General features: G+C 66.1%; 23 protein-coding genes and 2 riboswitches. Of the genes, 19 read left to right on the top strand and 4 right to left on the bottom strand.

All coding sequences use genetic code 11. The features are described from left to right. Positions 1–66: 66 nt before the first annotated feature. The 5 genes from H7J73_RS25540 to H7J73_RS25520 all read left to right on the top strand — a co-directional run bounded on the left by H7J73_RS25540 (position 67) and on the right by H7J73_RS25520 (position 5,633). Complete coding sequence (locus tag H7J73_RS25540; RefSeq protein WP_264070548.1) at positions 67–1,611, top strand: carboxylesterase/lipase family protein; 1,545 nt, start codon at positions 67–69, stop codon at positions 1,609–1,611. 78 nt (positions 1,612–1,689) lie between these two features. After that, complete coding sequence (locus H7J73_RS25535) at positions 1,690–2,559, top strand: sterol desaturase family protein (RefSeq protein ID WP_264070668.1); 870 nt, start codon at positions 1,690–1,692, stop codon at positions 2,557–2,559. A gap of 2 nt (positions 2,560–2,561) precedes the next feature. After that, positions 2,562–3,968: an NAD(P)/FAD-dependent oxidoreductase gene (locus tag H7J73_RS25530; RefSeq protein WP_264070547.1), complete on the top strand. Its 1,407-nt coding sequence runs from the start codon at positions 2,562–2,564 to the stop codon at positions 3,966–3,968. 116 nt (positions 3,969–4,084) lie between these two features. Further along, a complete protein-coding gene (locus tag H7J73_RS25525) occupies positions 4,085–4,699 on the top strand; it encodes a LysM peptidoglycan-binding domain-containing protein (protein ID WP_264070546.1) in 615 nt (204 codons plus the stop codon). Positions 4,700–4,952: 253 nt separating this feature from the next. Further along, entirely contained in the window at positions 4,953–5,633 is a 681-nt protein-coding gene (locus H7J73_RS25520) for an Rv1815 family serine proteinase (RefSeq protein WP_435405584.1), read from the top strand. Between the two features lie 9 nt (positions 5,634–5,642). Here the strand turns inward: H7J73_RS25520 and H7J73_RS25515 are convergent, their stop codons facing one another. Further along, the gene (locus H7J73_RS25515) at positions 5,643–6,083 is read right to left on the bottom strand and encodes a nitroreductase/quinone reductase family protein (protein WP_264070544.1); all 441 of its coding nucleotides are present in this window, start codon (positions 6,081–6,083) and stop codon (positions 5,643–5,645) included. 131 nt (positions 6,084–6,214) lie between these two features. Here H7J73_RS25515 and H7J73_RS25510 point away from each other — a divergent pair, with 131 nt between their 5' ends. From H7J73_RS25510 to H7J73_RS25500, 3 genes are read left to right on the top strand one after another with little or no spacing between them, the layout of a single operon-like run. After that, a complete protein-coding gene (locus H7J73_RS25510; RefSeq protein ID WP_264070543.1) occupies positions 6,215–6,892 on the top strand; it encodes a TetR/AcrR family transcriptional regulator in 678 nt (225 codons plus the stop codon). A 44-nt stretch (positions 6,893–6,936) separates the two neighbouring features. Continuing rightward, positions 6,937–7,440, top strand: a complete 504-nt coding sequence (locus tag H7J73_RS25505; protein WP_264070542.1) for a VOC family protein — start codon at positions 6,937–6,939, stop codon at positions 7,438–7,440. Continuing rightward, a complete protein-coding gene (locus H7J73_RS25500; protein WP_264070541.1) occupies positions 7,437–8,921 on the top strand; it encodes an FAD-binding protein in 1,485 nt (494 codons plus the stop codon). The genes H7J73_RS25505 and H7J73_RS25500 overlap by 4 nt, the downstream gene beginning before the upstream one ends. Here the strand turns inward: H7J73_RS25500 and H7J73_RS25495 are convergent. From H7J73_RS25495 to H7J73_RS25485, 3 genes are all read right to left on the bottom strand, one after another. Beyond that, positions 8,914–10,800 carry an ABC transporter ATP-binding protein/permease gene (locus H7J73_RS25495; RefSeq protein ID WP_264070540.1) on the bottom strand — a complete coding sequence of 629 codons (1,887 nt, stop codon included), beginning with the start codon at positions 10,798–10,800 and terminating at the stop codon, positions 8,914–8,916. The two genes, H7J73_RS25500 and H7J73_RS25495, sit on opposite strands and share 8 nt — an antisense overlap. Before the next feature lie 31 nt (positions 10,801–10,831). After that, positions 10,832–12,736 (bottom strand): ABC transporter ATP-binding protein/permease, encoded by a 1,905-nt coding sequence (locus tag H7J73_RS25490; RefSeq protein ID WP_264070539.1) that lies wholly within the window; start codon positions 12,734–12,736, stop codon positions 10,832–10,834. Between the two features lie 71 nt (positions 12,737–12,807). Then, positions 12,808–14,724, bottom strand: a complete 1,917-nt coding sequence (locus tag H7J73_RS25485) for an ABC transporter ATP-binding protein/permease (RefSeq protein WP_264070538.1) — start codon at positions 14,722–14,724, stop codon at positions 12,808–12,810. Between the two features lie 135 nt (positions 14,725–14,859). Between H7J73_RS25485 and secA2 the strand changes: the two genes are divergently transcribed. The 11 genes from secA2 (at position 14,860) to gcvP (ending at position 26,355) form a co-directional block, all read left to right on the top strand. Next, positions 14,860–17,232 carry an accessory Sec system translocase SecA2 gene (gene secA2, locus H7J73_RS25480; protein ID WP_264070537.1) on the top strand — a complete coding sequence of 791 codons (2,373 nt, stop codon included), beginning with the start codon at positions 14,860–14,862 and terminating at the stop codon, positions 17,230–17,232. 21 nt (positions 17,233–17,253) lie between these two features. Then, positions 17,254–17,856 carry a CDP-alcohol phosphatidyltransferase family protein gene (locus H7J73_RS25475; RefSeq protein ID WP_264070536.1) on the top strand — a complete coding sequence of 201 codons (603 nt, stop codon included), beginning with the start codon at positions 17,254–17,256 and terminating at the stop codon, positions 17,854–17,856. A gap of 1 nt (position 17,857) precedes the next feature. Then, positions 17,858–18,781, top strand: a complete 924-nt coding sequence (locus tag H7J73_RS25470; protein ID WP_264070535.1) for a DUF881 domain-containing protein — start codon at positions 17,858–17,860, stop codon at positions 18,779–18,781. A gap of 16 nt (positions 18,782–18,797) precedes the next feature. Further along, complete coding sequence (locus H7J73_RS25465) at positions 18,798–19,130, top strand: small basic family protein (RefSeq protein WP_264070534.1); 333 nt, start codon at positions 18,798–18,800, stop codon at positions 19,128–19,130. Positions 19,131–19,140: 10 nt separating this feature from the next. After that, a complete protein-coding gene (locus H7J73_RS25460; protein ID WP_264070533.1) occupies positions 19,141–19,866 on the top strand; it encodes a DUF881 domain-containing protein in 726 nt (241 codons plus the stop codon). 64 nt (positions 19,867–19,930) lie between these two features. Continuing rightward, positions 19,931–20,326 (top strand): glycine cleavage system protein GcvH, encoded by a 396-nt coding sequence (gene gcvH / locus H7J73_RS25455; protein WP_264070532.1) that lies wholly within the window; start codon positions 19,931–19,933, stop codon positions 20,324–20,326. 144 nt (positions 20,327–20,470) lie between these two features. After that, positions 20,471–20,950 carry a glycogen accumulation regulator GarA gene (gene garA / locus H7J73_RS25450; protein WP_264070531.1) on the top strand — a complete coding sequence of 160 codons (480 nt, stop codon included), beginning with the start codon at positions 20,471–20,473 and terminating at the stop codon, positions 20,948–20,950. Further along, a complete protein-coding gene (ftsR, locus tag H7J73_RS25445) occupies positions 20,950–21,693 on the top strand; it encodes a transcriptional regulator FtsR (RefSeq protein WP_264070530.1) in 744 nt (247 codons plus the stop codon). Before garA ends, ftsR begins: the two co-directional genes overlap by 1 nt. A 144-nt stretch (positions 21,694–21,837) precedes the next feature. Beyond that, a complete protein-coding gene (locus H7J73_RS25440) occupies positions 21,838–22,332 on the top strand; it encodes a bifunctional nuclease family protein (RefSeq protein ID WP_264070529.1) in 495 nt (164 codons plus the stop codon). A 231-nt stretch (positions 22,333–22,563) separates the two neighbouring features. Further along, positions 22,564–23,199: a MerR family transcriptional regulator gene (locus H7J73_RS25435; RefSeq protein ID WP_435405582.1), complete on the top strand. Its 636-nt coding sequence runs from the start codon at positions 22,564–22,566 to the stop codon at positions 23,197–23,199. Between the two features lie 27 nt (positions 23,200–23,226). Continuing rightward, a riboswitch (glycine riboswitch) is annotated at positions 23,227–23,324 on the top strand. Further along, positions 23,325–23,466, top strand: a riboswitch (glycine riboswitch). Between the two features lie 39 nt (positions 23,467–23,505). Beyond that, positions 23,506–26,355, top strand: coding sequence for an aminomethyl-transferring glycine dehydrogenase (gene gcvP / locus H7J73_RS25430; protein ID WP_264070528.1), 2,850 nt, complete (start codon positions 23,506–23,508; stop codon positions 26,353–26,355). Positions 26,356–26,402 lie beyond the last annotated feature (47 nt).

Raw genomic sequence — 26,402 nt, 5'->3', positions numbered from 1 at the left:
ACACTATTCGCATTATTTCTACCATTTTTCGGCATGCGCTGCGCTGCCGATGGGTAACGTTGATATGTGACGACAGACGCCCACTCGAACATCACCATCGACCACCCCGTCGTGGAGACCGCCTCCGGTCCCGTCCGCGGCGTCGACGACGGCCAGGTCACGGTGTGGCGCGGAATCCGCTACGCCGCCCCGCCGGTCGGAGACCTACGCTGGCGCGCTCCCGTCGCGCCCGAATCGTGGACCGAGATCGTCGACGCCGTCGACTTCGGGCCCATCAGCCCTCAGCCCAAGAGTCCCATCCCGCTCGGCGCCGGCACGCGCACCGACGAGGACTGCCTCTTCCTGAACGTGTGGGCGCCGTCGGTGGACGAGGCCGCGAAAAAAGGGGCGGCGAAACCGGTCATGGTCTGGGTGCACGGCGGCGCCTACATCTTCGGCGCCGGCAGCCAACCGCTGTACGACGGCCGCGCCCTGGCCACCCGAGGCGACCTCATCGTGGTCACCCTGAACTACCGGATGGGCGCTTTCGGCTTCCTCGACCTCAGCGGGATCGAATCCGACGGCCAGCGGTTCGACACCAACCTGGGCCTGCGCGACATCTTGTTCGCCCTGCACTGGGTCCGCGACAACATCGCGGCCTTCGGCGGTGACCCCGACCAGGTCACACTGTTCGGCGAATCGGCGGGCGGCGGCATCATCACCACACTGCTCACCGCGCCGGCCGCGGCAGGCCTGTTCGCCCGGGCTATCGTGCAGAGTTCGCCGGCGACCTCGGTCTACGACAGTGCCCGGGCGCAGACCGTGGCCGAGCTGGTGCTGGAACGACTCGGAGTCGGTGCTGCCGAGGCCAGATCCGTTCCGGTGCAAGCACTTGTCGACGCATCGATGCACGTCTTCGACCATGTCCCCACCAGCACGCCCGGCACGCTGGCGTTTGCGCCCACGGTCGACGGCGACCTGGTTCCCGACTACCCGGTCAAGCTCGCCCGCGAGGGCAAATCGCACCCCGTGCCGTTGATCATCGGCACCAACAAGGATGAAGCCGCACTGTTCCGGTGGATGAAATCGCCGCTGATGCCGATCGCCCCCAAGACCATCCGCGCGATGTTCGAGGAGATCGCCGCCGAGCAGCCCGGGCTGCAGCTGCCGTCGGAAGCCGAGATCGGGTCGGCCTACTCGGGCATCCGAACCAGGGCACTCGGATTGCACGTCGCGCGCGACGTGGGCTTCCGGATGCCCACCGTGTGGCTGGCCGAAGGGCATTCGGAAGTCGCCCCTGTGTATCTGTACCGGTTCGACTGGACCACTCCGATGTTGCGGCTGCTTCGACTCGGAGCCGCCCACGCCACCGAATTGCCCTATGTATGGGGAAATCTCGTGATGGGAGCCAAGGACATCACCTTCAAACTGGGCGGCCTCAAGCCGGGCACCGCGGTCAGTGAGCGGATGCAGGACCGCTGGATCGCCTTTGCGAAGGGGGAGTCCCCCTGGGCTGCGTACACCACCGACCAGCGCGCGACGCTGGTGATCGACAAAGACGACCGGGTGGTCGACGATCTCGACGACGGAATCCGCGCCGCTTGGGGTAGTGAGATCCTGAGCTTCCGTTAGGGGCCAGTACCCCACGATTAAGCTGGTCGGCCGGAGGTGTTTCTCGTGTTCGACTTTCTGTCGGTGTTGCCGGCGCAGATGCGGGATCCGGTGTTGTTCGCCGTGCCGTTCTTCCTCTTACTGCTGATTCTGGAGTGGACGGCTGCACGCAGGCTCGAAGATCTTGAGCCTGCCAGCTACCAGCGTCGTGACGCGTGGGCCAGCATCTCGATGGGCCTGGTCTCGGTGGCGACCACCGCAGGCTGGAAGTTCCTGGCGCTGCTCGGGTACGCGGCCCTCTACGCCTACGTCGCGCCTTGGCATCTGTCCGCCACGCGGTGGTACACGTGGGTGATCGCGATCGTCGGGGTCGACCTGCTGTTCTACCTCTATCACCGCCTTGCCCACCGCGTCCGGCTGATCTGGGCGACGCACCAGGCGCACCACTCCAGCCAGTACTTCAACTTCGCTACCGCGCTACGGCAGAAATGGAACAACAGCGGCGAGATTCTGATGTGGATTCCGTTGCCGTTGTTGGGCATTCCGCCATGGATGGTGTTCCTGGCATTCTCGATCAACCTGATCTACCAGTTCTGGGTGCACACCGAGCGCATCGACAAGCTTTGGGCACCAGTCGAATTCGTGTTCAACACGCCGTCGCACCACCGGGTGCACCACGGCATGGACCCGGAGTACCTGGACAAGAACTACGGTGGCATCTTCATCGTCTGGGACCGGGTGTTCGGCTCCTATCAGGACGAGCTGTTCCGGCCGCACTACGGGTTGACGAAACAGGTGGGAACGTTCAACATCTGGACGCTGCAAACCCACGAATACGTCGCCATCGCCCGCGACGTGCGGACCGCGAGCCGGCTGCGTGACCGGCTCGGCTTCATCTTCGGACCGCCCGGCTGGGCACCACGGCAGGCGGAGCCCGCGAGTCGGCCGGCGTCCACGTACTCTCGTTAGCTGTGGAAACAGTCTTCGACCGGCACGTCGATCCCGACCTCATCGAACGGTCTTTGGCGAATACCGCCTTCGGTTCGATGTGGTTGGACATTCCACGCCCCGAGTACCCGCGGCTGTCCGCGCCGGTGCGGTGCGATCTGTTGGTGGTGGGCGCGGGATACGCGGGGTTGTGGGCCGCCCTGCATGCCGCGCAGCGCAACCCCGGCTCGCGGATCACCCTGATCGACGCCGAACGCGTCGGCTGGGCCGCTTCCGGCCGCAACGGCGGTTTCGTCGAAGCCAGCCTCACCCACGGGGAATCGAACGGGCAGGCCCGCTGGCCCGGCGAGCTCGCCGAACTGGACGCCCTCGGGCTGGCCAACCTCGACGGCATGCAAGCCGATATCGAACGTCTCGGGCTCGACGCGGAGTGGGAGCGCACCGGCATGCTGGCGGTTGCGACCGAACCGCATCAGGTGTCATGGCTCGCCGAAGCCGCCGATTCGGGGGAGGGCCGCTTCCTCGACTCGGCGCAGGTGCGCGCCGAGGTCGACTCACCGACCTACCTCGGCGGGCTGTTCAGCCCGGACACCTGCGCGATCGTGCACCCGGCGAAGCTGGCACTGGAACTCGCTCGCGCGTGCCGCGACGCGGGCGTCGACATCTACGAACACACCAAAGCCACCGAGATCTCTGCCGGCGCGGTGACCATCCACGTCAGCACCCCCGGCGGCGGAATCACCGCCGACCGGGTTGTGCTAGCCACCAACGTCTTCCCGAGCCTGCTCAAACGCAACAGCCTGTACACGGTGCCGGTCTACGACTATGTGCTGGCCACCGACCCGCTGACCGAGGACCAGCTCGGCCGCATCGGCTGGCGCGCACGCCAGGGGGTCGGTGACTCCGCCAACCAGTTCCACTACTACCGGCTCTCGACGGACAACCGGATCGTCTGGGGCGGCTACGACGCGGTCTACCACTTCGGCCGCAAGGTCAACCCGGCCTACGAGGACCGCCCGGCCACCTACCGTCGCCTCGCCGCGCACTTTTTCCTGACCTTCCCCCAGCTGCGAGACGTGCGGTTCAGCCACCGCTGGGCCGGCGCTATCGACACCAACACCCGTTTCTGCGCGCACTGGGGTAAGGCCCACGACGGCCGGGTCGTCTACGTCAACGGTTTCACCGGGCTGGGAGTCGGCGCGACCCGCTTCGCTGCCGACGTCTGTCTAGACCTGCTCGACGGCAAGCCGACCCAGCGGACACAGCTGGAGATGGTGCGCAAGAAGCCGTTGCCATTTCCGCCAGAGCCGTTGGCCAGCATAGGAATCCAGGCCACCAGATGGTCGCTGGATCGCTCCGATCACACCGCCGGGCGGCGCAATGTGCTGCTGAAAACCCTGGATAGGCTCGGGCTCGGTTTCGACTCGTGACGTTCGTCGGAAAGCCACCTACGCACCCGTGCGCTGAGTAGGCTCGATGATGCTCGTGCCCATCCAAGCGACGTCTTGATCCGCAGGGTAGAGGCGCCCGATGAGAAGAGGTCGACGTGTCAGACACGCTCACCGAAGGACAGAAACTCGTCAAGGGAGGATCCCTGGTGTCCAGCAACGGGGCCTACACCCTGACGCTGCAGGACGACGGCAACCTGGTGCTCGCCGCGCGCGGTCAGGCGGTCTGGGCGACCTCGACGAATGGACAAGACGTCCAGCGTGCCGAGGTGCAGCAGGACGGCAACTTCGTCCTGTACACCGCCGACAAGCCGGTATGGCATACCGACACCAAAGGCAAGACGAACGTGAAGTTGGTGCTCCAGGACGATCGCAACCTCGTGTTGTACGCGGCAGACGGTCCCGCGTGGTCTTCGAAGACCGAGACCGACGGCCCGCCGCCGCCGGAACCGGCCGCTGCGGCACCTGAGGCGGCTCCCGAAGAAGAGGCGGCCCCGGCTGCGGCCGAAGCACCGGCCGCACCGGAACCGGAGGCCCCACCTCCGCCGCCGCCCGCGCCGCGCACCTACACCGTGGCCTCCGGCGACACGCTGTGGGCGATCTCCGAGCGGTTCTACGGCGACGGCAGCAAGTACCAACGGATCGCTGACGCCAGTGGGGTGGCGAACCCGGACCTGATTCAGCCCGGTCAGGTGTTGACGATTCCCGACTGATCGTGCAGTGAACAGCGGCCCGGTCGAGACGACCGGGCCGTTTTTTTGTCAGGTCGGCCGTCACCGCGTAGGGCGCGCGATGAGTGGGTAATGGCTTATAACTGAGTTTGGTAACGATCCGGGCACGACACGCCGATAACTCAATTACACCGTTACTGCGGCTGGATCACGATCCGGCCACCACTGATCGGAGCTGTCGATGCGCCGTCCGTTCCTGCGGGTTGTCACTGCGACCCTCGCGGTTGTCACCTCGATGCTGGCCATCTCGGGACCCGTACTCGCTGCTCCGGCCGGCGCCGATCCCGGCGTCGTGGTCTCACCGGGCATGGAAATCCTGCAGGACAGCAACATCTGCACCCTGGGTTATGTGGACCCGACGCTGCGGGTCGCCTTCACGGCGGGCCATTGCCGCGGCGGGGGACCGGTTACCGACACCCACGGCAACGTCATCGGCAACATGGCGGTTTTCCGGGACAACACCCCCGACGGCGCCACTGTGACCACCGATCAGGTGATCGCCGACTATGAGGCCATCGTGCTGGCCGATAACGTCTCGGTGAACAACATCCTGCCCGGCGGCCAGCCGCTGGAATCGCAACAGGGACGCGTCGCGCAACTCGGCGAACCGATCTGCCACTTCGGAATCGTGACGGGTGAGAGCTGCGGCACCGTCGAACGGGTCAACAACGGCTGGTTCACGATGACCAATGGTGTGGTCAGTCAGAAGGGTGATTCCGGCGGGCCCGTGTACGTCAAGGACGGCAACCGGGCGGTCGTCGTCGGCTTGTTCAACTGCACCTGGGGGACCTTCCCGGCGGCAGTGTCCTGGCAGGCCACCGGTGACCAGATCCGCGAGGACGTCAACACCGGCAGCAGCGACGTCGTGAGCAATGTGGCCGTCAACTACAAGGCGCAATTGCTCGGAGCCCACTGACGCGCAGTCCTAACGGGCCAGGGCAAAAACCGGGATCGACGGCGCCGCCAGGGCGATTTCCTCGGGAGTTGAGCTCGGGGTTAGGCCGCCCACGTGGCCCTTGACCTCCCAGAACCACCGATCCAGGTATTTCTTCAGCAGCGGGGCCTTACGGTCGTCGGGCACCTCGGTGATAGCGACGCGACGGGCCCGCCGGCGCGGGCCGATCTCGACTTCACCCGCCGCCCTGGCATTTCTGGCCCACTGGGTGTTGCCGCGTGGTGACACCAGGTAGTCCACTCCGTCGATAGTCATCAGGTTGATGACAACGCCACGCATCTGGCCGCTCGTGCGGCCCCGGACCCGCAGGGCGCGGCTGCCCATGATGCTCACCCCGGCTTCGGCCAGCCGGCGGATGACAGCGTTTCCTGCCTTGGCGATCAGATTCGGCTCGTCGTAACGCGCGGTCATGACAACTCCTTCGGTGGATTCGAGTCCGTTGGTGGATTCGAAGCAATGAGAGCGGTGCTCTCTATTTCTACGATGACACGATCGCCGATGGAATGCAAGAGCAGTGCTCTCTTTTATGCGACACTGGCCCGATGGGTAAACGGCAGGATTCCCGAGACCGGGTGGAGGCGCAGATCGTCGAGCTGGGCCGCAGGCAACTGGTCACCGAAGGGGCTGCCGGGCTGTCGTTGCGCGCCATCGCCCGTGACCTTGGCATGGTGTCCTCGGCGGTCTACCGCTACGTCGCCAGCCGGGATGACCTGCTCACTCTGTTGTTGATCGACGCCTACTCGGACCTCGCGGACGCCGTCGACGCTGCCCGCGACGAGGCGGACAGCTGGCGCGACGAGGTCATTGCCATGGCGGGGGCGGCCCGCCGGTGGGCGGTGCGACAACCGGCGAGTTGGGCGCTGCTCTACGGCAGCCCGGTACCCGGTTACCGGGCCCCGGCCGAGCGCACCGTCGGCCCCGGCACCCGGGTGGTCGGCGCGTTATTCGGCGCGATTGCGCGCGGTATCTCGGCCGGCGCTATCCCCATCTCCGATTCGCCTGTATCCCAGCCTCTTTCGGGCGACTTCGACAAGCTGCGCGACGAGTTCGCCTTCACCGGCGACGACCATACCGTCGCGAAAGGCTTCGCCCTGTGGGCTGGTCTCGTCGGTGCGATCAGCCTGGAGGTGTTCGGGCAGTACGGGGCCGACACGCTGACCGAACCCGGCGCCGTGTTCGACCTGCAGATCGAGCTGCTGCTCGCCATGATGCAGAACTAGAACCTGTTTCAATTCGCTGCCTGGCTGGGCTATTCTGCGAAGCGATGAGTCCGCCTGTCCAGACTGCTGTCCAGATCGCCTGGGTGACGCCCAGTCTCGACGCCACCGAGGCTGCGCTGACCGGGCTGTTGGGCGTCAAGAAATGGGTCAGGATGCCCGAGGTGCACTTCGCTCCCGATACCTGCACCTATCGCGGCAGGCCCGCGGATTTCGTCGCCAGCATCTCGCTGGCCTACCTGGGTGATCTGCAGCTGGAACTGATCGAACCCGTCCGCGGAGAGAGCGTCTACAGCGAGTTCCTGAGCGCACAGGGCGCCGGGGGACTGCACCACATCTGCACCGAGGCGCCCGACGTGGCCGGATTCGATGCGGCGCTGGCCGACGCGACTGCGCGTGGCGCCGACATCGTCGGCCAGGGCGTGATGCCGGGCGGCATGCGGTTCGCGTATGTATCGAGCCCGGACGCCGCCGTGCCGTATCTGGAGATCGCCCACATCCCCGACGACATCAAATCCTTCTTCGCCTACATCAAGCAGGAGCAGCAATGAGCACCGAGATCCCGACCACCACCCGTGCGGCCGACGTGCCTTCGTGGTCCGAGGAGGTTGACGTCCTGGTCGTCGGCTTCGGCATCGCCGGCGGCTGTGCAGCCGTCACTGCCGCAGCGGCGGGCGCGAAAGTACTGGTCCTCGAACGCGCGGCGGCGGCGGGTGGAACCTCGGCGATGGCCGGCGGCCATTTCTATCTCGGCGGCGGCACCGCGGTGCAAGAGGCGACCGGCCATTCCGACACCGCCGAAGAGATGTACAAGTACCTGGTATCGCAGTCCCGCGAACCCGAGCACGACAAGATCCGCGCCTACTGCGACGGCAGCGTCGAACACTTCAACTGGCTTGAGGATCTGGGCTTCCAGTTCGAGCGCAGCTACTACCCCGGCAAGGTCGTCGTCCCGCCGGGCACCGAGGGGCTGTCCTACACCGGCAACGAAAAGGTGTGGCCGTTCATCGACCAGGCCAAGCCGGCTCCGCGCGGGCATTCGGTGCCGGTGCCCGGCGAATTGGGTGGCGCGTCGATGGTCATCGACCTGCTGCTCAAACGGGCCGCCGATCTCGGTATCGAGTTCCGCTACGAGACCGGTGCGACCAACCTCGTCGTCGACGACGCCGGAACCGTCGTCGGCGTGAGGTGGAAGCACTTCACCGACACCGGTGCGATCAAGGCCAAAGCGGTGGTCATCGCCGCCGGCGGCTTCGCGATGAACCCGGAGATGGTCGCCGAACACACGCCGGCACTGGGCGTGGAGCGCAAGAGCAGCCACGGCCTGGTGGCGCCCTACATCCTGGGCAATCCCCACGACGACGGCCTGGCGATCCGGCTCGGTGTTTCCGCGGGCGGTGTCGCCAAGAACCTGGACCAGTTGTTCATCACCGCCGCCGCCTACCCGCCGGAAATCCTGCTCACCGGCGTCATCGTGAACAAGGACGGCAAGAGATTCGTCGCCGAGGACTCCTACCACTCGCGGACCTCGGCGTTCGTGCTGGAGCAGCCCGAGCAGGCCGCGTATCTGATTGTCGACGAGGCGCATCTGCAGATGCCCGAAATGCCGTTGATCAAGTTCATCGATGGCTACGAGACCGTCGCGGAAGCCGAAGCGGCACTGGGCATTCCGGAAGGCAACCTGGCGCAGACGCTGGATCGCTACAACGCGAATGCCGCCGAGGGCGTCGACCCCGACTTTCACAAGCAGCCGGATTACCTCGCTCCTCAGGACAACGGACCGTGGGCGGCCTTCGACCTGTCCCTCGGGGTGGCGATGTACTCCGGTTTCACGATGGGCGGGCTGGCTGTCTCCCTCGACGGTGAGGTGCTCCGCGGGGACGGCAGCGCCATCCCGGGCCTGTACGCGGCCGGGGCCTGCGCGTCGAACATCGCCCAGGACGGCAAGGGCTACGCGAGTGGGACCCAGTTGGGCGAGGGTTCGTTCTTCGGCCGGCGCGCGGGAATGCACGCCGCCCGACGTACTAACTGAGGCGCCACTGACCGCCGCCGAGGAGCTCGAGCTGGCGGTTGTGGTGTTGCTCGACGGTGCTGCGGTGACTGACGCTGACCACGACGCACTCCGGCAGCTCCGTGCGCAGTAGCCGGTACAGCGCGAATTCCTGGCCTTCGTCGAGCGCCGAGGTGGCCTCGTCGAGGAACACTGCCTTGGGCCTGACCAGCAGCAGCCGGGCGAATGCAATGCGCTGTTGCTCACCAGGGGACAGCACCTTGGCCCAGTCCTTCACGTCGTCCAGGCGGCCCTCCAGGTGTTCAAGGGCGACCTTGCTCAGCGCGGTCTTCAGCGCGGTGTCGTCGCGGCTGCCCGACGCCAGTGGATAGGACACCACAGCCCGCAGATCACCCAGGGGAACATAGGGAACCTGCGACAGGAACATGGTCTCGTTCGCCGGGCCGGGGCACCGCAGCGTGCCGGAGGCGAACGGCCACAACTGCGCCAGGCTGCGCAGCAGCGTCGTCTTGCCGGCGCCGGAACGGCCGGTGATCACCAGCGCATCCCCGGGGTCGAGCCGCACGTCGAGCGGATCGACCAGCTGCACGCCGGCCGGTGTTCGCACCTCCACGTTATCGAATTCCACTGTGCCGTCACGGCTTTCGATCGTGGTCACGGTAGGCAGATCACACGCCTCCTCGTTGGACGTCATCAGCCCGTCGAGGCGGTCGATGGTCGCCCGGTAGCTGGCGAACGAGTCGTACACAGTGCGGAAGAACGACAACGAATCATGTACCTGACCAAAGGCGCTCGAAGACTGTGTCACGTCGCCATACGAGATCTGGCCGGCGAACAGGCGCGGCGCCTGGATGATCAAGGGGAGCGGATTGATGATCTGGCTCAACGTCTGGTTCCAGCCGTAGAAGGCCAGGGTCCGGCGGACAAACGCCCGGTAGTTCGTGATGATCTCGGCGAACCGGGTGGCCAGCATGCCGCGCTCGGCTTTTTCGCCTCGGTAGAAACCCACCGCTTCGGCGGCGTCGCGCAACCGGACCAGTGCGTACCGGAACGCGGCGTTGGTCAACTCGTTGCGGAAACTGAGCCGGATCAACGGGCGGCCGATCCAGAACGCGATCACGGTCGCGAAGACCACATAGAGCAGGACGCACCAGAACAGCGCCTTGGGGAGCGTGACGCCGAACAGCGTCAACGGCCCGGACAGGTTCCACAGGATCGGGGCGAAGGCCACCGCCGACACGACGGAGTTCACCGCCCCGAACAGCAGCGTGTTCGATGTCCCGACGGTCGGGGTGTTGGTATCCGGCCCGGTACCGGTGGTGAAGATGTCGATGTCCTGCTGGATGCGCTGGTCGGGGTTGTCGATGATGTCGTCGACGAACCGCCCCTTGTAGTAGGCCAGGTCGTCGAGCCAGTCGCCGGTGAGCCGGTCGGTCAGCCAGATGCGCCAGCGGATGATGAAGCGCTGCATCAGATAGATGTCGAGCAGCGACCGCGCGATGTAGAAGGTGGCCAGCGCCGCGAAGGTCAAGATCGCCACCCAGAAGCCGCGGATGCCGGAATCCCGGACGGCGTCGTTCCCTGCCCCCGCCCCGGCGATCGCGGTCTGCAGCGACGAGCCCTGATCGTTGTAGAAATAGCTGACCAGGACGTTGGTCCGGACCGAGAGCATCACCGACAGCAGCAGCAGCGCCAGCAATCCCCATACCGGAATGCTCTGACGGCCAACGAAATACGGCCCGGTGATGCGCCAGTACTTACGGCCCCAGCCAGTGAACCTGGCCAACAGGACCAGAATGATCAGGACGCAGACCGCGGCGATCGCCCAGGCCTTGAGCACCCACCACAACGAGGCGACGATCTCGTTGCTCCAGTCCAGCGACGGCTTGTACAACTCCACCCGGGGAAGCTACACCCACGCGGCCCGAGCCCTAGACCGACACGTTGGCCAGGCTCCACTCACCGTCGCCGAGGAGGGTCAGTTCCTTGTTGTGGTGCTGGTCGACGGTGCGGCGATGGCTGACGCTGACGAGGATGGTGTTCGGCAGCTCGGTGCGCACGAGCTGATACACCAGCATCTCCAGGCCTTCGTCGAGCGCTGACGTCGACTCGTCGAGGAAGACCGCCTTCGGTTTGGTGATCAGGATGCGGGCGAATGCGATGCGCTGCTGCTCGCCGGGGGAGAGCACCTTGGCCCAGTCCTCGACCTCATCGAGGCGGTCGACGAGGTGCGGTAGTGCCACCTTGCCCAGCACCGCGCGGATCTCGTCATCCTCGACGGTGCCCTCTTCGCACGGGTAGGACACGACGGCGCGCAGGTCGCCCAGCGGCACATACGGCATCTGCGACAGGAACAGCGTCTCGTTGGGCCCGCAGGGACGGGTCAGGGTGCCCGAGGTAAACGGCCACAGTTCAGCCAGGCTGCGCAACAGTGTGGTCTTGCCGCTGCCGGACCGACCCTTGACCACCAGGGTGTCACCGATCTCCAGCCGCATGTCCAGTGGTTTGACCAGCTGCTTGCCGTCGGGGGTGCGGACTTCGACTTCGGAGAGCTCGACGGTGCCGTCGACACAGGCTGCGGTGGTCACCGTGGGCAGCGCCCGGCCCTCCTCGTTGGCGATGACGAGACCGTGCAGACGGATGATGGAGGCGCGGTACCCGGCGAATTGGTCATAGGCGTTACGGAAGAAGGACAGCCCACCCTGGATATTGCTGAAGGCCGACGACGACTGGCTCATGGCGCCGAGGGTGATCTCACCGGCGAAGAACCGCGGGAACTGCAGCACATACGGCAGCGGGACGATGATCTGCGACAGCGACAGGTTCCAGCCGTAGAACCCCATCATCCGGTTGATCAGCCGTCGGTAGTTGTCGACGACAAAAGAGAACCGCCGACGCAATCCTGTCCGTTCGGCGATCTCACCGCGGTAGAAGGCCACCGCCTCGGAGGCGTCGCGTAACCGGACCAGGGCGTACCGGAAGGCAGCGTTGAATTTCTCGTTGTTGAAGGTGAACCAGATGATCGGCCGACCGATCCAGAACGCGATGATCGACGCCAGCACCACGTAACCGAGGCCGATCCAGAACATCGCCTTGGGCAGGGTGAAGCCGAACAGTGTCAGCGGACCGGACAGATTCCACAGGATCGCCGTGAAGGAGACCATCGAGGCGACCGCGGACACAGCGCCGAACAGCAGCGTGGCACCTGAGGTGTTGTTGGGCGTATTCGGCAGTGGCCCGACCCCGGCGGTGAAGATATCGACGTCGTACTGGATGCGCTGGTCCGGATTGTCGATCGTGTCGTCGATGAAACGGGAGCGGTAGTACGCCTTCCCGTCGAGCCAGTCGCCGGTGAGTCGGTCAGTCAGCCAGGCTCGCCACCTGAGAATGAAGCGCTGCATCAGGAACAGGTCGATCATGGTGTGGGCGACATAGATACTCGCCAACACGGCGAAGACGACCATGGACAGCCAGAAGCCGTGCTTACCGGACTCCTTGACCGCCGCGTCGCCGTTGCCGAGACCCGCGGCGATCACCTGGAAGCTGGTCATCATGTCGTTGCCGTAATAGCTCATCAGGACGTCGATCCGGACCCCGATGATGACCGAGAGCAACAGGGCCCCAAGCCACACCCACACCTTGATGCTGGCGCGGCCGGTGAAGTAGGCGCTGGTGATGCGCCAGAACTGACTGCCCCACACGGTGAACCGGGCAAGCAGAAACAGGATGATCATCGTGGCTACCGCCGCGATCGCCCAGCCCTTGGCGATCCAGATCAGAGAAGGCAGAAGTTCATGCCCCCAGTCCAGAGTGGGGGTGAACTTGTTGTCGTCCATGCGGGCAAGGTACCCCGAAATAGTTTGACCTTGTGTTCCGGAGGTCTTACGTCGCTATGACCGCGTAGCCGTCACGGCACGGCCAAACTGCCCAGTCGCCACTGGCCATCACCGGTGAGTTCCAGGTGGCGGCCGTGGAACTGATGCACCGTGCTCCGATGACTCACGCTGACCACAATTGTGTCCGGCAGCTCGGTGCGGATGAGCTCATAGAGCATCAGCTCCAGACCCTCGTCCATCGCCGACGTCGACTCGTCGAGAAACAGCGTCCTGGGCCTGGTCAACAGAATCCGCGCGAAGCCGATTCGCTGCTGCTCGCCGACCGAGAGCATCTTGGCCCAGTCCCGGACCTCGCCGAGGCGGATCACCAGGTGTGTGAGCGCCACCTTCGCCAGCGCCCGCTGGATGTCGCGGTCGGTGACGGCGCCGGAAGTCGCCGGATCCAATGGGTAGGACGCCACGGCCCGCAGGTCGCCCAGCGGTAGGTAGGGCAGCTGCGGGACGAACATCGCCTGGCTGCGGCCGCCCGGCAGCCGGATGTCACCCGATGCGTACGGCCATAGACCGGCCAAGCTCTGCAGCAGGACGGTCTTACCGATCCCGGACGGTCCGCTGACCAGCAGTGACTCACCGGCGCCAAGATGAAAGTCGAGATCGCGAATCAGCGTCCGGCCACCGGGGGTGTGGACGTCGACGCGGTCGACCGTCAGGGTGTCGTCGAGGGACTCGCTGCTCACCACCTGGCCGAAAGCGCGCGCGCGGATGTTCTCGTCGACCAGGCCGTCCAACCTGATGATCGCCGCACGATAGCTGGCGAACTGGTCGTAGGCATTGCGGAAAAACGACAGCGAATCGTGGATGGCGCTGAACGCCGTCGAAGACTGCCAGACACCGCCGAAGGAGATCCGCTGGGCGAACAGCCCTTGCGCCTGCACGATCCAGGGCAGCGGATTGATGGCCTGACTCACCGACAGATTCCAAGTGGTGAACACCATCATGCGGTTGAGCCAGCGGCGGTAGTTGACCATCACCGAATCCAGGCGCCCGGTCAGCAGCCGGCGTTCGGAGTGCTCGCCGCGGTACATACCGACGGCAGCACCGGCCTCCCGTAGCCGCACCAGCGCATACCGGAACCCGGCATTGCGCAGCTCGTTGAGGTAACTCAGCCGGATCAGCGGCCGGCCGATGACGAACGCGACGACCGTGGCCACCGCCACGTAGACGATGACGATCCAGAACAGCGCGTGTGCCACGGTGACGCCACCGACCGTCAGGGGCTCGGACAGCCGCCACAGGATCGCGCCGAACGAGAACACCGACAACACAGCCTCGACGGCGCCGAACAGCAGGGTGTGACCGGAGTTGAAGGCCGGGTTGTTCGGTTCGCCGCCCACGCCCGTGGTGAAGATGTCGATGTCCTGCTGGATGCGCTGGTCCGGATTGTCGATCGGCTGGCCGGAAAACTGTGACCGAAAGTAAGCAAAGTCACCGAGCCAGCCGTCGATGAGGTTGGCGCTCAACCAGATTCGCCACCGCATGATGAACCGCTGGGTGAGGTACATGTCGAGCAGCAGGCGCACGACGAAGCAGCCGGCCAGCACGGCGAACACCAGCAACGTCGACCAGAATCCGGCGACGCCGCTGGCCCGCTGCACGTCGGCGTCCGCCCCGTTTGCGGAGAACGCGACCTGCAACGCCGTGAACAGGTCATTGGTGTAGTAGCTCAGCAACACGCTGATGCGTACCGAGACGATGGCCGACACCAGCAACACCGCGAGCAATGCCCACACCGGCAGGCTGGGGCGGCCCCGAAAATAGTCCCCGGTGATCCGCCAGAACTGACGGCCCCATCCGGTGGTCCGCGTCAGCAATACGAGGACGACAAGCAGGCACGACGCGGTGACGACGAATGTCTCCAGCACCCACACCGTCGAGTCGAACCACTCGTGGCTCCAGTCGATCGCCGGTGCGAACGTCGCGGTGCCCATCCGCTAGGCGAACTTCAGGCGCAGATGTGTCATCAGGGCAGCGGTGAGACCGACAGGACCGGCTCCGGCGACGGGGACCTCGGTGTCAGACACCGGGTGATTATTGCAACGCTGCGCGCCGCGTACCGTAAACGTGTGGCTAAGCCTTCTACCACCCAGACCTCGGGTAAGACCAAGCAGACCGCCGGCGCGAAAACTGGCCGCCTCAGTGGTCGCTTCTGGAAGCTCCTCGGTGCCAGCACCGACAAAGACCAGACGCGATCGATGACCGAAGTGCGGGACTCTGCAGCATTCGACGAGAAGGCCGCCGAACTCGACGACGACCAGCTCCGTAAAGCCGCACAGCTGCTCAACCTCGAGGACTTGGCGCAGGCCACCGACATCCCGCAGTTCCTCGCGATCGCCCGCGAAGCCGCCGAGAGAGCAACGGGTCTGCGTCCTTTCGATGTGCAGCTGCAAGGCGCGCTGCGGATGCTTGCCGGCGACATCGTCGAGATGGCCACCGGTGAGGGCAAGACCCTGGCTGGTGCGATCGCCGCCGCGGGCTACGCCATCGGCGGCCGCAGCGTGCATGTCATTTCGGTCAACGACTACCTGGCCCGCCGCGACGCCGAGTGGATGGGCCCGCTGCTGGAAGCAATGGGGCTGACCGTCGGCTGGATCACCGCGGATTCCACCGCCGACGAGCGGCGCGCCGCCTACCAGTGCGACGTGACATACGCATCGGTCAACGAGATCGGGTTCGACGTGCTGCGCGACCAATTGGTCACCGACGCCGCCGACCTGGTTTCCCCGAACCCGGTGGTGGCACTGATCGACGAGGCCGACTCGGTGCTGGTCGACGAGGCGCTGGTGCCGCTGGTGCTCGCCGGGACCACCCACCGCGAGACGCCGCGGCTGGAGATCGTGGCCCTGGTCGGCACCATGACCCCCGACGTGGACTACTCCGTCGACCCCGACCGGCGCAATGTGCACCTGACCGAGGAAGGTGCCCAGAAGGTCGAGGCCGCCTTCGGCGGTATCGACCTGTACTCCGAGGAGCACGTCGGGACCACGCTGACGGAGATCAACGTCGCCCTGCACGCCCACGAGCTGCTGGTCCGCGACGTGCACTACATCGTGCGCGACGGCGCCGTGCACCTGATCAACGCCTCGCGTGGCCGGATCGCCGCGCTGCAGCGCTGGCCCGACGGGTTGCAGGCCGCAGTCGAGGCCAAGGAAGGCATCGAGACCACCGAGACCGGTGAAGTGCTCGACACCATCACCGTGCAGGCGCTGATCAACCGCTATCCGACGGTCTGCGGGATGACCGGCACCGCGCTGGCCGCCGGCGAACAGCTACGCCAGTTCTACAAACTGGGCGTCTCACCCATCCCGCCGAACACGCCGAACATTCGCGAGGACGAGACCGACCGCGTCTACATCACCGCGGCCGCCAAGATCGAAGCGGTGATCGAGCACATCACCGAGATCCACGCCACCGGCCGCCCGGTGCTCGTCGGCACCCACGACGTCGCCGAATCCGAGGAACTGCACGACCGGCTGCTGCGCCGGGGGGTCCCCGCGGTAGTTCTCAACGCCAAGAACGACGCCGAGGAAGCCGCCGTCATCGCCGAGGCCGGCGCGCTCAACGCCGTCACGGTGTCCACCCAGATGGCCGGCCGCGGTACCGATATCCGGCTCGGCGGATCCTCGGAAGACACCCATGACGAGGTCGTCGAACTCGGCGGCCTGCACGTGGTCGGCACCGGCCGGCACAACACCGAACGCCTGGACAACCAGCTGCGTGGCCGCGCCGGCCGCCAGGGCGACCCCGGCTCGTCGATCTTCTTCGCCAGCTGGGAGGACGAGGTCGTCATCGGATACCTCGACGCCGAGAAACTTCCGACCGAGACCGATGACGACGACGGCCGGATCTCCAGCCCGAAGGCCGCCACCCTGCTCGACCACGCCCAGCGCATCGCCGAGGGCAAGATGCTGGAAGTGCACGCCAACACCTGGCGCTACAACCAGCTCGTCGCCCAGCAGCGCGCCATCATCGTGGAACGCCGCAACACCTTGCTGTCCACCACGGCCGCGCGCGACGAACTCAAAGACCTCGCGCCGGACCGCTACGCGGAGCTGGCCGAGCCGGACGGCCCGCTCTCCGAGGAGCAGCTCGAGCGGATCTGCCGGCTGATCATGCTGTATCACCTCGACCGAGGCTGGGCCGATCACCAGGCCTACCTGGCGGATATCCGCGAGAGCATTCACCTTCGGGCTCTCGGGCGGCAGAACCCGCTCGACGAATTTCACCGGATGGCGGTCGACGCGTTCGCCTCGCTGGCCGCCGACGCCATCGAAGCGGGCCAGCAGACGTTCGAGACGGCGGACCTGGTCGACGGCGAGGTCGGCTTGGATCTTTCCAAGCTGGCGCGGCCCACCTCGACGTGGACCTATGTGGTGCACGACAACCCGCTGCAGGACGACACGCTGTCTGCGCTGAGCCTGCCCGGGGTGTTCCGCTAGAACCGAGATAGGTTTACCCGCATGAACGCGCCTGCGGGGGCTGGCAGTAGCGACCGGGTGCTGACCGTGCCGAACGTGCTCAGCGTGCTGCGGCTGATCCTGATCGGTGTCTTCGTCTACCTGCTGCTCGGTACGCACGCCTACGGTTGGGCCGTCGCGATCCTGATGATCTGCGGCGCCTCGGACTGGCTCGACGGCAAGCTGGCCCGGCTGCTCGACCAGTATTCGCGCGTCGGCGAGCTCCTCGACCCGGCCGTCGACCGCCTCTTCATGGTGATCGTCCCGATCTCGTTCGCTATCGCCGGGATCGTGCCCTGGTGGATCATCGTGGTGCTGATCGTTCGCGACGGCCTGCTGGCCGCCATGTTGCCGGTACTGCGCAGCCGGGGACTGTCGGCGCTGCCCGTCACCTACCTCGGCAAGGCGGCGACGTTCGCGTTGATGTCGGCGTTCCCGCTGATCTTGCTCGGCCAGTGGGAGGCGCTGTGGAGCCGCGTGATCGGCGCCTGCGGCTGGGCGTTCCTGATCTGGGGTATCGGCATGTACCTGTGGGCATTCGTGCTCTACGTCATCCAGCTCGTCCTGGTCGTGCGGCAGATGCCCAAGATTCCGAAGGCGAGATGACGTGTCCGATCAGGACCGCTCGCTCGGCGGTTACGACCCCGAAGCCGGGCTGAGTCCCCGGCAGGCCGCCGCCGTCCACAAACTGCCGGTGCCGTCGCTGCTGCGTTCACTACTGTCCGAACACCTCGACCCCGGCTATGCCGCCGCGGCCGCCGCCAAGGCTGCCGCCCCGCCGGGCAACGGCAACCGGTTGCGCGCGGCGGGGTGGCTCTGGCAGGCCTTCGCGGCGCTGCTGATCGCGGCCGTGTTTGCTGCCGCCGTCGCGCAGGCCAGATCCGTCGCGCCCGGTGTCAGCGCGGCCCAGCACGTCCTGGCCGGCAGCGTGCGGTCGGCCGAGGGCGCCACCGACGACCTGAACCGCCGCCGCGACGACCTGGCCGGCCAGGTCGACGACATCCAGCGCCGCCAGCTGCGCGACGGCGCCGAAGGCAGGCAACTGCTCGGCGCTCTGGACGCCCTCACCCTGGCGGGCGCGACCACCGCGGTGATCGGGCCCGGCCTGACGGTGACGGTCGCCGACCCCAACGTCGGCGTCGATCTGTCGGACGTGTCCAAACAGCGGGTGCCCGGCAGCAGACAGGTGATCCTCGACCGCGACCTGCAGCTGGTGGTGAACTCGTTGTGGGCCTGCGGTGCCGAGGCGGTCTCGGTCGGCGGTATCCGAATCGGGCCGAACGTGACCATCCGGCAGGCGGGCGGCGCGATCCTCGTCGACAATCACCCGATCAGCAGTCCGTACTCCATCGTCGCGATCGGTCCGCCGAACTCGATGCGGGAAGACTTCGAGCACAGCTCCGGGCTGGTTCGCATGCGGCTGCTGGAGACCTCCTACGGTGTCGGAGTCAACGTGAGTGCCGGCGACGGCCTCACAGTGCCGGCAGGCGCCGCGCGAGATATCAAGTTCGCCAAGCGGATCGGCCCCTAAACATGATCGGAGCCCGATGATCGGAATTGCCGCTCTCGTCGTCGGCATTGTGCTGGGTCTGGTGTTTCACCCCAGCGTGCCCGAAGCCATTCAGCCCTACCTTCCGATTGCCGTCGTGGCCGCCCTCGACGCCGTCTTCGGTGGTCTGCGCGCCTACCTGGAACACATCTTCGACGCCAAGGTGTTCGTGGTGTCGTTCGTCTTCAACGTCCTGGTGGCCGCGCTGATCGTCTACGTCGGAGACCAGCTCGGTGTCGGCACCCAGTTGTCCACCGCGATCATCGTCGTCCTCGGAATCCGCATCTTCGGCAACGCCGCCGCCCTGCGGCGCCGGCTGTTCGGAGCATGAGACCGCCCAGATGAGCCACGAGATTCCCGCGAAGCCGCGACGCACCCGCTCCCAGCTGACCTTCGGGGCGCTGGCGGCGTTGCTGTGCCTGGTGCTGGGAGTCGCGATCGCCACCCAGGTCAGACAGACCGAATCCGGCGATGCGCTGGACACGGCGCGCCCGGCCGATCTGTTGGTGCTGCTGGATTCGCTGCAACAGCGGGAGGCCGCCCTGAACACCGAAGTGGCCGAACTGCAGCGCACCCTGGCGTCGCTGCAGGCCGCCGGCAGCTCCGATCAGGCGGCGATCGACAACGCCAGGTCGCGGCTGGCCGCGCTGTCGATTCTGATCGGCACGGTCGGAGCCACCGGTCCCGGTGTGATCATCACCATCAACGACCCGGCGGGCGGGGTGGCACCAGAGACGATGCTCGACGTCATCAACGAACTACGCGCCGCGGGTGCCGAAGCGATGGAGATCGCGGCGGCCAACCAGGCGGTGCGGGTGGGTGTCGACACTTGGGTCATCGGCCGCCCCGGCGCCCTCGCCATCGACAACCTCATTTTGGCTCCACCGTATTCTGTTCTGGCGATTGGCGATCCGCCGACACTGGCCGCCGCGATGAACATCCCCGGCGGCGCCGTCGACAGCGTGGAACGGGTCGGCGGCACAATGACTGTCCAGCAGACTGATCACCTCGACATCACCACCTTGCGGCAACCGAAACCGCGCCAATACGCTCAGCCCGTCAAGTGAGCAGCAGTACCGCCCCACCCCCGCAAGACCCAATCCCGGCCCAGCCGCATCACGAGGGAGAACAGTGACCGAGATCCCATCCGATCTGCACTACACCGTCGAACACGAATGGATTCGCCGTACCGGCGAGGACACCGTCCGCGTCGGCATCACCGACTTCGCGCAATCGGCTCTCGGCGATGTCGTCTTCGTGCAGCTGCCGGACGCCGACAGCGACGTGACCTCGGGGGAGGCCTTCGGCGAGGTGGAATCCACCAAATCGGTCTCTGACCTCTACGCGCCGGTTTCAGCGAAAGTGGTTGCGGTCAACGGTGATCTGGAAGGCAGCCCGGACCTGGTGAACTCCGATCCGTACGGCGCCGGGTGGTTGCTGGAACTGCAGGCCGACCCGGCCGCACTCGACAGCGCTCTGGAGGGACTCCTCGATCCTGAGGCGTACCGGGCCACACTGACCGAATGAATGTTGTTAGGGTGCCTGCCAGCCGTCTTTCCTACCGTGCTGGGCACAATGACGCTCACCGCACGGTAACGTCGAGTGCGCGACGGGTAGGGCGACACGGTTCCACCGGCGATATCGCCACAAGCAGCCTGTGAGGAGCAGCGAGTGACGGACAAGGACTTTAACTCGGGGTCGGAGACGTCTGAGGAAGTCACCGTGGAAACGACATCTGTCTTCCGCGCGGACTTCCTGAACGAATTGGACGCCCCGGCCACCGCTGGCGGTGAAGGCTCGGTCTCCGGGGTAGAAGGACTCCCCGTGGGATCGGCGCTTCTCGTCGTGAAACGAGGGCCCAACGCGGGATCCCGGTTCCTGTTGGATCAGGCCACCACGTCGGCTGGTCGGCACCCCGATAGCGACATCTTCCTCGACGACGTGACGGTCAGTCGGCGCCATGCCGAGTTCCGGTTGGAGGGGGGCGAATTCCAGGTCGTCGACGTCGGCAGCCTCAACGGCACCTACGTCAACCGGGAGCCCGTCGACTCGGCGGTGCTGGCCAACGGCGACGAGGTGCAGATCGGGAAATTCCGTCTGGTTTTCCTGACCGGACCGAAGACCGACGACGATGGGGGACCGGGCAACTAGTGACCGCACCCGATACTCCCGCACTCGCCGGGATGTCGATCGGAGCTGTGCTCGACCTGCTACGACCCGATTTCCCGGATGTCACCATCTCCAAGATTCGTTTCTTGGAGGCCGAGGGTCTGGTCACGCCACAGCGCTCCGGTTCGGGGTATCGGAGATTCACTGCCTACGACTGTGCGCGGCTGCGGTTCATCCTGACCGCTCAGCGCGATCAGTACCTACCGCTGAAGGTCATCAAAGCGCAGCTCGACGCCCAACCCGACGGCGAGCTGCCCCAGTTCGGTACCACCTACGGTGTCCCGAAGTTGGTTCCCGACACGGACAGTGCCCACGCTTCGGGTGCGGTGGTGGCGCCGGCGCGGGTCCGGCTACGCCGCGAAGACGTGCTCGAGCAGTCCGGTGTCCCCCAACCGGAAGCAGAAGCGCTGCTGAGCGGGATGATCAAGGCCGGCGTCATCAGTTCGGGTCCCGGTGGCTTTTTCGACGAGCACTCCGTGGTGATCCTGCAGTGCGCCCGCGCACTGGCCGAATACGGCGTCGAACCACGCCATCTACGGGCGTTCCGGTCGGCGGCCGACCGGCAGTCGGACCTGATCGCCCAGATCGCCGGCCCGCTGGTTCGGGCCGACAAGACGGGCGCCCGTGACCGTGCCGACGACCTGGCGCGTGAAGTCGCGGCCCTGGCCATCACCTTGCACACGTCGCTGGTGAAGTCGGCCGTGCGGGACATGTTGCGTCCCTAGCCGGGGAGGACCTCGGCAGCGGAACCCGGGCAGGGCTAGACTCCGTTGCACGGGTTGGTGTTCGGCGCGAACATGTCGAGGGGATGTTCGCATCCGCACCACCGGCCCTTTCCAGCAGCGCGGTGGTGCGGAGGGCAGACACAGATGGGTGAAGTTCGTGTGGTCGGCATTCGCATCGAGCAGCCTCAGAATCAACCAGTACTACTGCTTCGGGAGTCCGACGGCGATCGCTACCTGCCGATCTGGATCGGGCAGTCCGAGGCATCGGCGATCGCCCTCGAGCAGCAGGGCCACGAACCGGCTCGACCGCTCACTCACGACCTGATTCGTGATCTGATTGCCGCCCTTGGGCATTCGCTCAAGGAAGTCCGGATCGTCGATCTGCAGGAAGGCACGTTCTATGCCGACCTGGTGTTCGACCGGGATATCAAGGTTTCCGCACGGCCGTCCGATTCCGTGGCCGTGGCATTGCGCGTCGGCGTGCCCATCTATGTGGAAGAGGCCGTGCTGGCCGAGGCGGGCCTGCTGATCCCCGACGAGAACGACGAGGAAGCCACCGGCGCCGTCCGCGAGGACGAGGTCGAGAAGTTCAAGGAATTTCTCGACAGCGTGTCCCCGGACGATTTCAAGGCGACCTAGAACTCACCGTTATCGCGGAACATCACGGATACGTCTCAACTGGTAGTCAGCGTTCGACACGCCCGGGTGTTTACGGTGACGAGCCGTCGAAGCGGCCATACTTGGCGGACGAAGACGGGGCTCAGGTTTGCATCAGGAGCCCCTCAGGAAGCGTATGCTCGGGACACTCGGGCAGGCATGGCGGCTGTGTGACGGTCGCCGTGACCAGACCGATCGGCGAGAGGATTCAGGGTGGGTGACCAGCCACGTCAAGAACAGCTCGAACTTGACGCAACAGGTGACGAAGGTTCCCTGGGAAGTTCACACTCGGAGGCGGCCGTGACGGAGCCCGTGCAGGGCGGACTGTTCCCCGATGATTCCGTTCCCGACGAACTGGTCGGTTACCGCGGGCCGAGCGCCTGCCAGATCGCCGGTATCACCTACCGTCAGCTCGATTACTGGGCGCGCACCTCGCTGGTCGTGCCGTCCATCCGCGGCGCCGCCGGCTCAGGCAGCCAGCGGCTGTACTCCTTCAAGGACATCCTCGTCCTCAAGATCGTCAAGCGACTCCTCGACACGGGGATCTCGCTGCACAACATCCGCGTCGCGGTCGATCACCTCCGGCACCGCGGTGTTTCGGACCTCGCGAACATCACGCTCTTCTCGGATGGCACCACCGTCTACGAGTGCACGTCTGCCGAAGAGGTCGTCGACCTCCTGCAGGGCGGTCAGGGCGTCTTCGGCATCGCCGTCAGCGGCGCCATGCGTGAGCTGACCGGAACGATCGCGGACTTCCCGGGTGAGCGGGCCGACGGCGGCGAGTCGATCGCCACTCCGGAAGACGAACTGGCCTCCCGCCGCAAGCACCGCGACCGCAAGATCGGTTAACCGCCAGAAGCTATGCTGTAGGGGTATCGCCCTACCGCGGGAGAGTTCCGTGACCGCCAGTCACGGACGCCGAAGGAGCAACACCTCTCCGTCAACCTCTCAGGCCCCCGGACCGCGCCAGGCCACGATGCCTCTGGAAAGCGGTGGCTCGGATTTTTCAACGCCGGGTCCACCCGCCCATGGGGAAAGGCAGCTCCGACAACTAGCCGTCGGATCGCCGAATCTCTCAGGCGCCCGGTTCTTCGGGTGGACGACAGAGGGAGAGGAACGAGACGTTCCGCCCCCGCCGTGCCGAGGAGTCCTCAAGTGCCTGAAGCTCGTAGTGCCGCTGTTTCCACTTTCGCTGACCGCCACATCGGTCCCGACTCGGATGACGTCGCCACGATGCTCGACGTCATCGGTGTCGCGTCACTTGACGAACTGGCCGCCAAGGCGCTTCCCGCAGGCATCCTCGACGCCGTCGACGCCGACGGTATCGCCCCAGGTCTGGACGAGCTGCTGCCGGCCGCCACCGAACACGAGGCGCTGGCCGAGCTACGAGCGATGGCTGATACCAACACCATTGCGGTATCGATGATCGGGCAGGGCTACTACGACACCCTTACGCCGCCGGTGATCCTGCGCAATGTGCTGGAGAACCCGGCCTGGTACACCGCCTACACGCCGTATCAGCCCGAGATCAGCCAGGGCAGGCTCGAGGCGCTGCTGAACTTCCAGACGATGATCGCCGACCTGACCGGCCTGGATATCGCCAACGCGTCGATGCTCGACGAGGGTACCGCGGCCGCCGAGGCGATGACGCTGATGCACCGCGCAGTGCGCGGCCCGGCGAACCGGCTGGCGGTGGATGCCGACGTGTTCGCCCAGACGGCGGCCGTCCTGGCCACTCGCGCCGAGCCGCTCGGTATCGAGATCGTCACTGCGGACCTGCGGGACGGACTGCCCGAAGGCGATTTCTTCGGCGTCATCACCCAGCTGCCCGGCGCCAGCGGACGGGTCACCGACTGGTCGGCGCTGATCGAGCAGGCGCACGAGCGCGGTGCGCTGGTGGCCGTCGGTGCGGATCTGCTGGCATTGACGGTGATCACCCCGCCGGGGGAGATCGGCGCCGACGTCGCCTTCGGGACCGCCCAACGGTTCGGTGTGCCAATGGGATTCGGCGGACCGCACGCCGGCTACCTGGCTGTGCACAGCAAGCAGGCGCGGCAGTTGCCGGGCCGTCTCGTCGGAGTCTCGGTCGACAGCGACGGCTCGCCCGCCTACCGGCTCTCGCTGCAGACCCGTGAACAGCACATCCGTCGCGACAAGGCGACCAGCAATATCTGCACCGCGCAGGTGCTGCTGGCGGTGATGGCCGCGATGTACGCGAGTTACCATGGCGCGCAAGGGCTTACCGCGATCGCCCGCCGGGTGCACAGCCAGGCTGAGGAGATCGCTGCGGCACTCGGCGATGCGCTGGTCCACGACACGTACTTCGACACCGTGCTCGCCCGGGTGCCCGGCCGCGCCGCCGAGGTGATCGCCGCGGCCAAAGCCAAGGGCATCAACCTGTGGCGTGTGGACGACGACCACGTCTCGGTGGCCTGTGACGAGGCCACCACCGACGCGCATGTCGCGGCCGTGCTGGACGCCTTCGGGGTGAGAGCTGCTGAGCCGGTCAGCTCCGAACGCTGCGACATCGCGACACGGCGCTCCGCCTTCCTGACCCACCCCGCCTTCACCACATATCGCACCGAAACAGCGATGATGAGGTATCTGCGGATGCTGTCCGACAAGGACTTGGCCCTCGATCGCACGATGATCCCGTTGGGTTCGTGCACGATGAAGCTCAACGCGGTCGCCGAGATGGAATCGGTGACGTGGCCGGAGTTCTCCCGTCAACATCCGTTCGCGCCCGCCGCGGACACCCCGGGGCTACGCAAGCTGATCGCCGATGTCGAGGGCTGGCTGGTCGGGCTCACCGGCTACGACGCAGTCTCGTTGCAGCCCAATGCCGGATCCCAGGGTGAGTACGCGGGGCTGCTGGCGATCGCCGACTACCACGCCGCGCGCGGCGAATCCCATCGCGACGTCTGTCTGATCCCGTCCAGTGCGCACGGCACCAACGCGGCGTCGGCGGCCCTGGCGGGTATGCGGGTGGTCGTGGTGGGCTGCCGTGAAAATGGCGACGTCGATCTGGACGACCTGCGCGCCAAGGTGTCCGAGCACGCGGAGAAGTTGTCGGCGTTGATGATCACCTACCCGTCGACGCACGGGGTGTACGAGCACGACATCGCCGATATCTGTGCGGCCGTCCACGATGCGGGCGGCCAGGTCTACGTCGACGGTGCCAACCTCAACGCGCTGGTGGGACTTGCGCGGCCCGGCAAGTTCGGCGGCGACGTCAGCCACCTGAATCTGCACAAGACATTCTGCATCCCGCACGGAGGCGGGGGCCCCGGTGTCGGCCCGGTCGCGGTGCGGTCACACCTGGCGCCGTTCCTGCCGGGGCATCCGCTCGCCGCCGAACTGCCGCACGGGCATCCGGTGTCGTCGGCGCCCTACGGGTCGGCCTCGATTCTGCCGATCACCTGGGCCTATATCCGGATGATGGGTGCCGCCGGCCTGCGAGCCGCCACATTGACGGCCATCGCGTCGGCCAACTACATCGCCCGACGCCTCGACGAGTACTACCCGGTGCTGTACACCGGCGAGAACGGCATGGTCGCCCACGAGTGCATCCTCGATCTGCGAGGGATCACCAAGGACACCGGTGTCACTGTCGACGACGTCGCGAAACGGCTGGCGGACTACGGTTTCCACGCACCGACGATGAGTTTCCCGGTGGCGGGCACATTGATGGTCGAGCCGACCGAGAGCGAGAGCATCACCGAGGTCGACGCGTTCTGCGACGCGATGATCGCGATCAAGTCCGAGATCGACAAGGTCGGTTCAGGGCAGTGGCCGGTGGACGACAACCCGCTGCGCGGCGCCCCGCACACCGCGGAGTGCCTGCTGGTCGACGACTGGAACCATCCTTACACCCGCGAGGAAGCGGCCTACCCGCTGGGCAAGGCGTTCCGGCCCAAGGTCTGGCCGTCGGTGCGCCGGATCGACGGTGCCTACGGTGACCGCAACCTGATGTGCTCGTGCCCGCCAGTGGAGGCCTTCGCCTGACGACCGATGCGCGGCGAGGGACGAGCCGGGCTGAGGAGTCAGGCAAT

The sequence above is a fragment of the Mycolicibacterium komossense genome, assembly GCF_025822605.1.
GTDB lineage: Bacteria > Actinomycetota > Actinomycetes > Mycobacteriales > Mycobacteriaceae > Mycobacterium > Mycobacterium komossense.
Note: the sequence above shows the minus strand (reverse complement) of the source record. Positions and strands in the feature narration are given on the sequence as shown.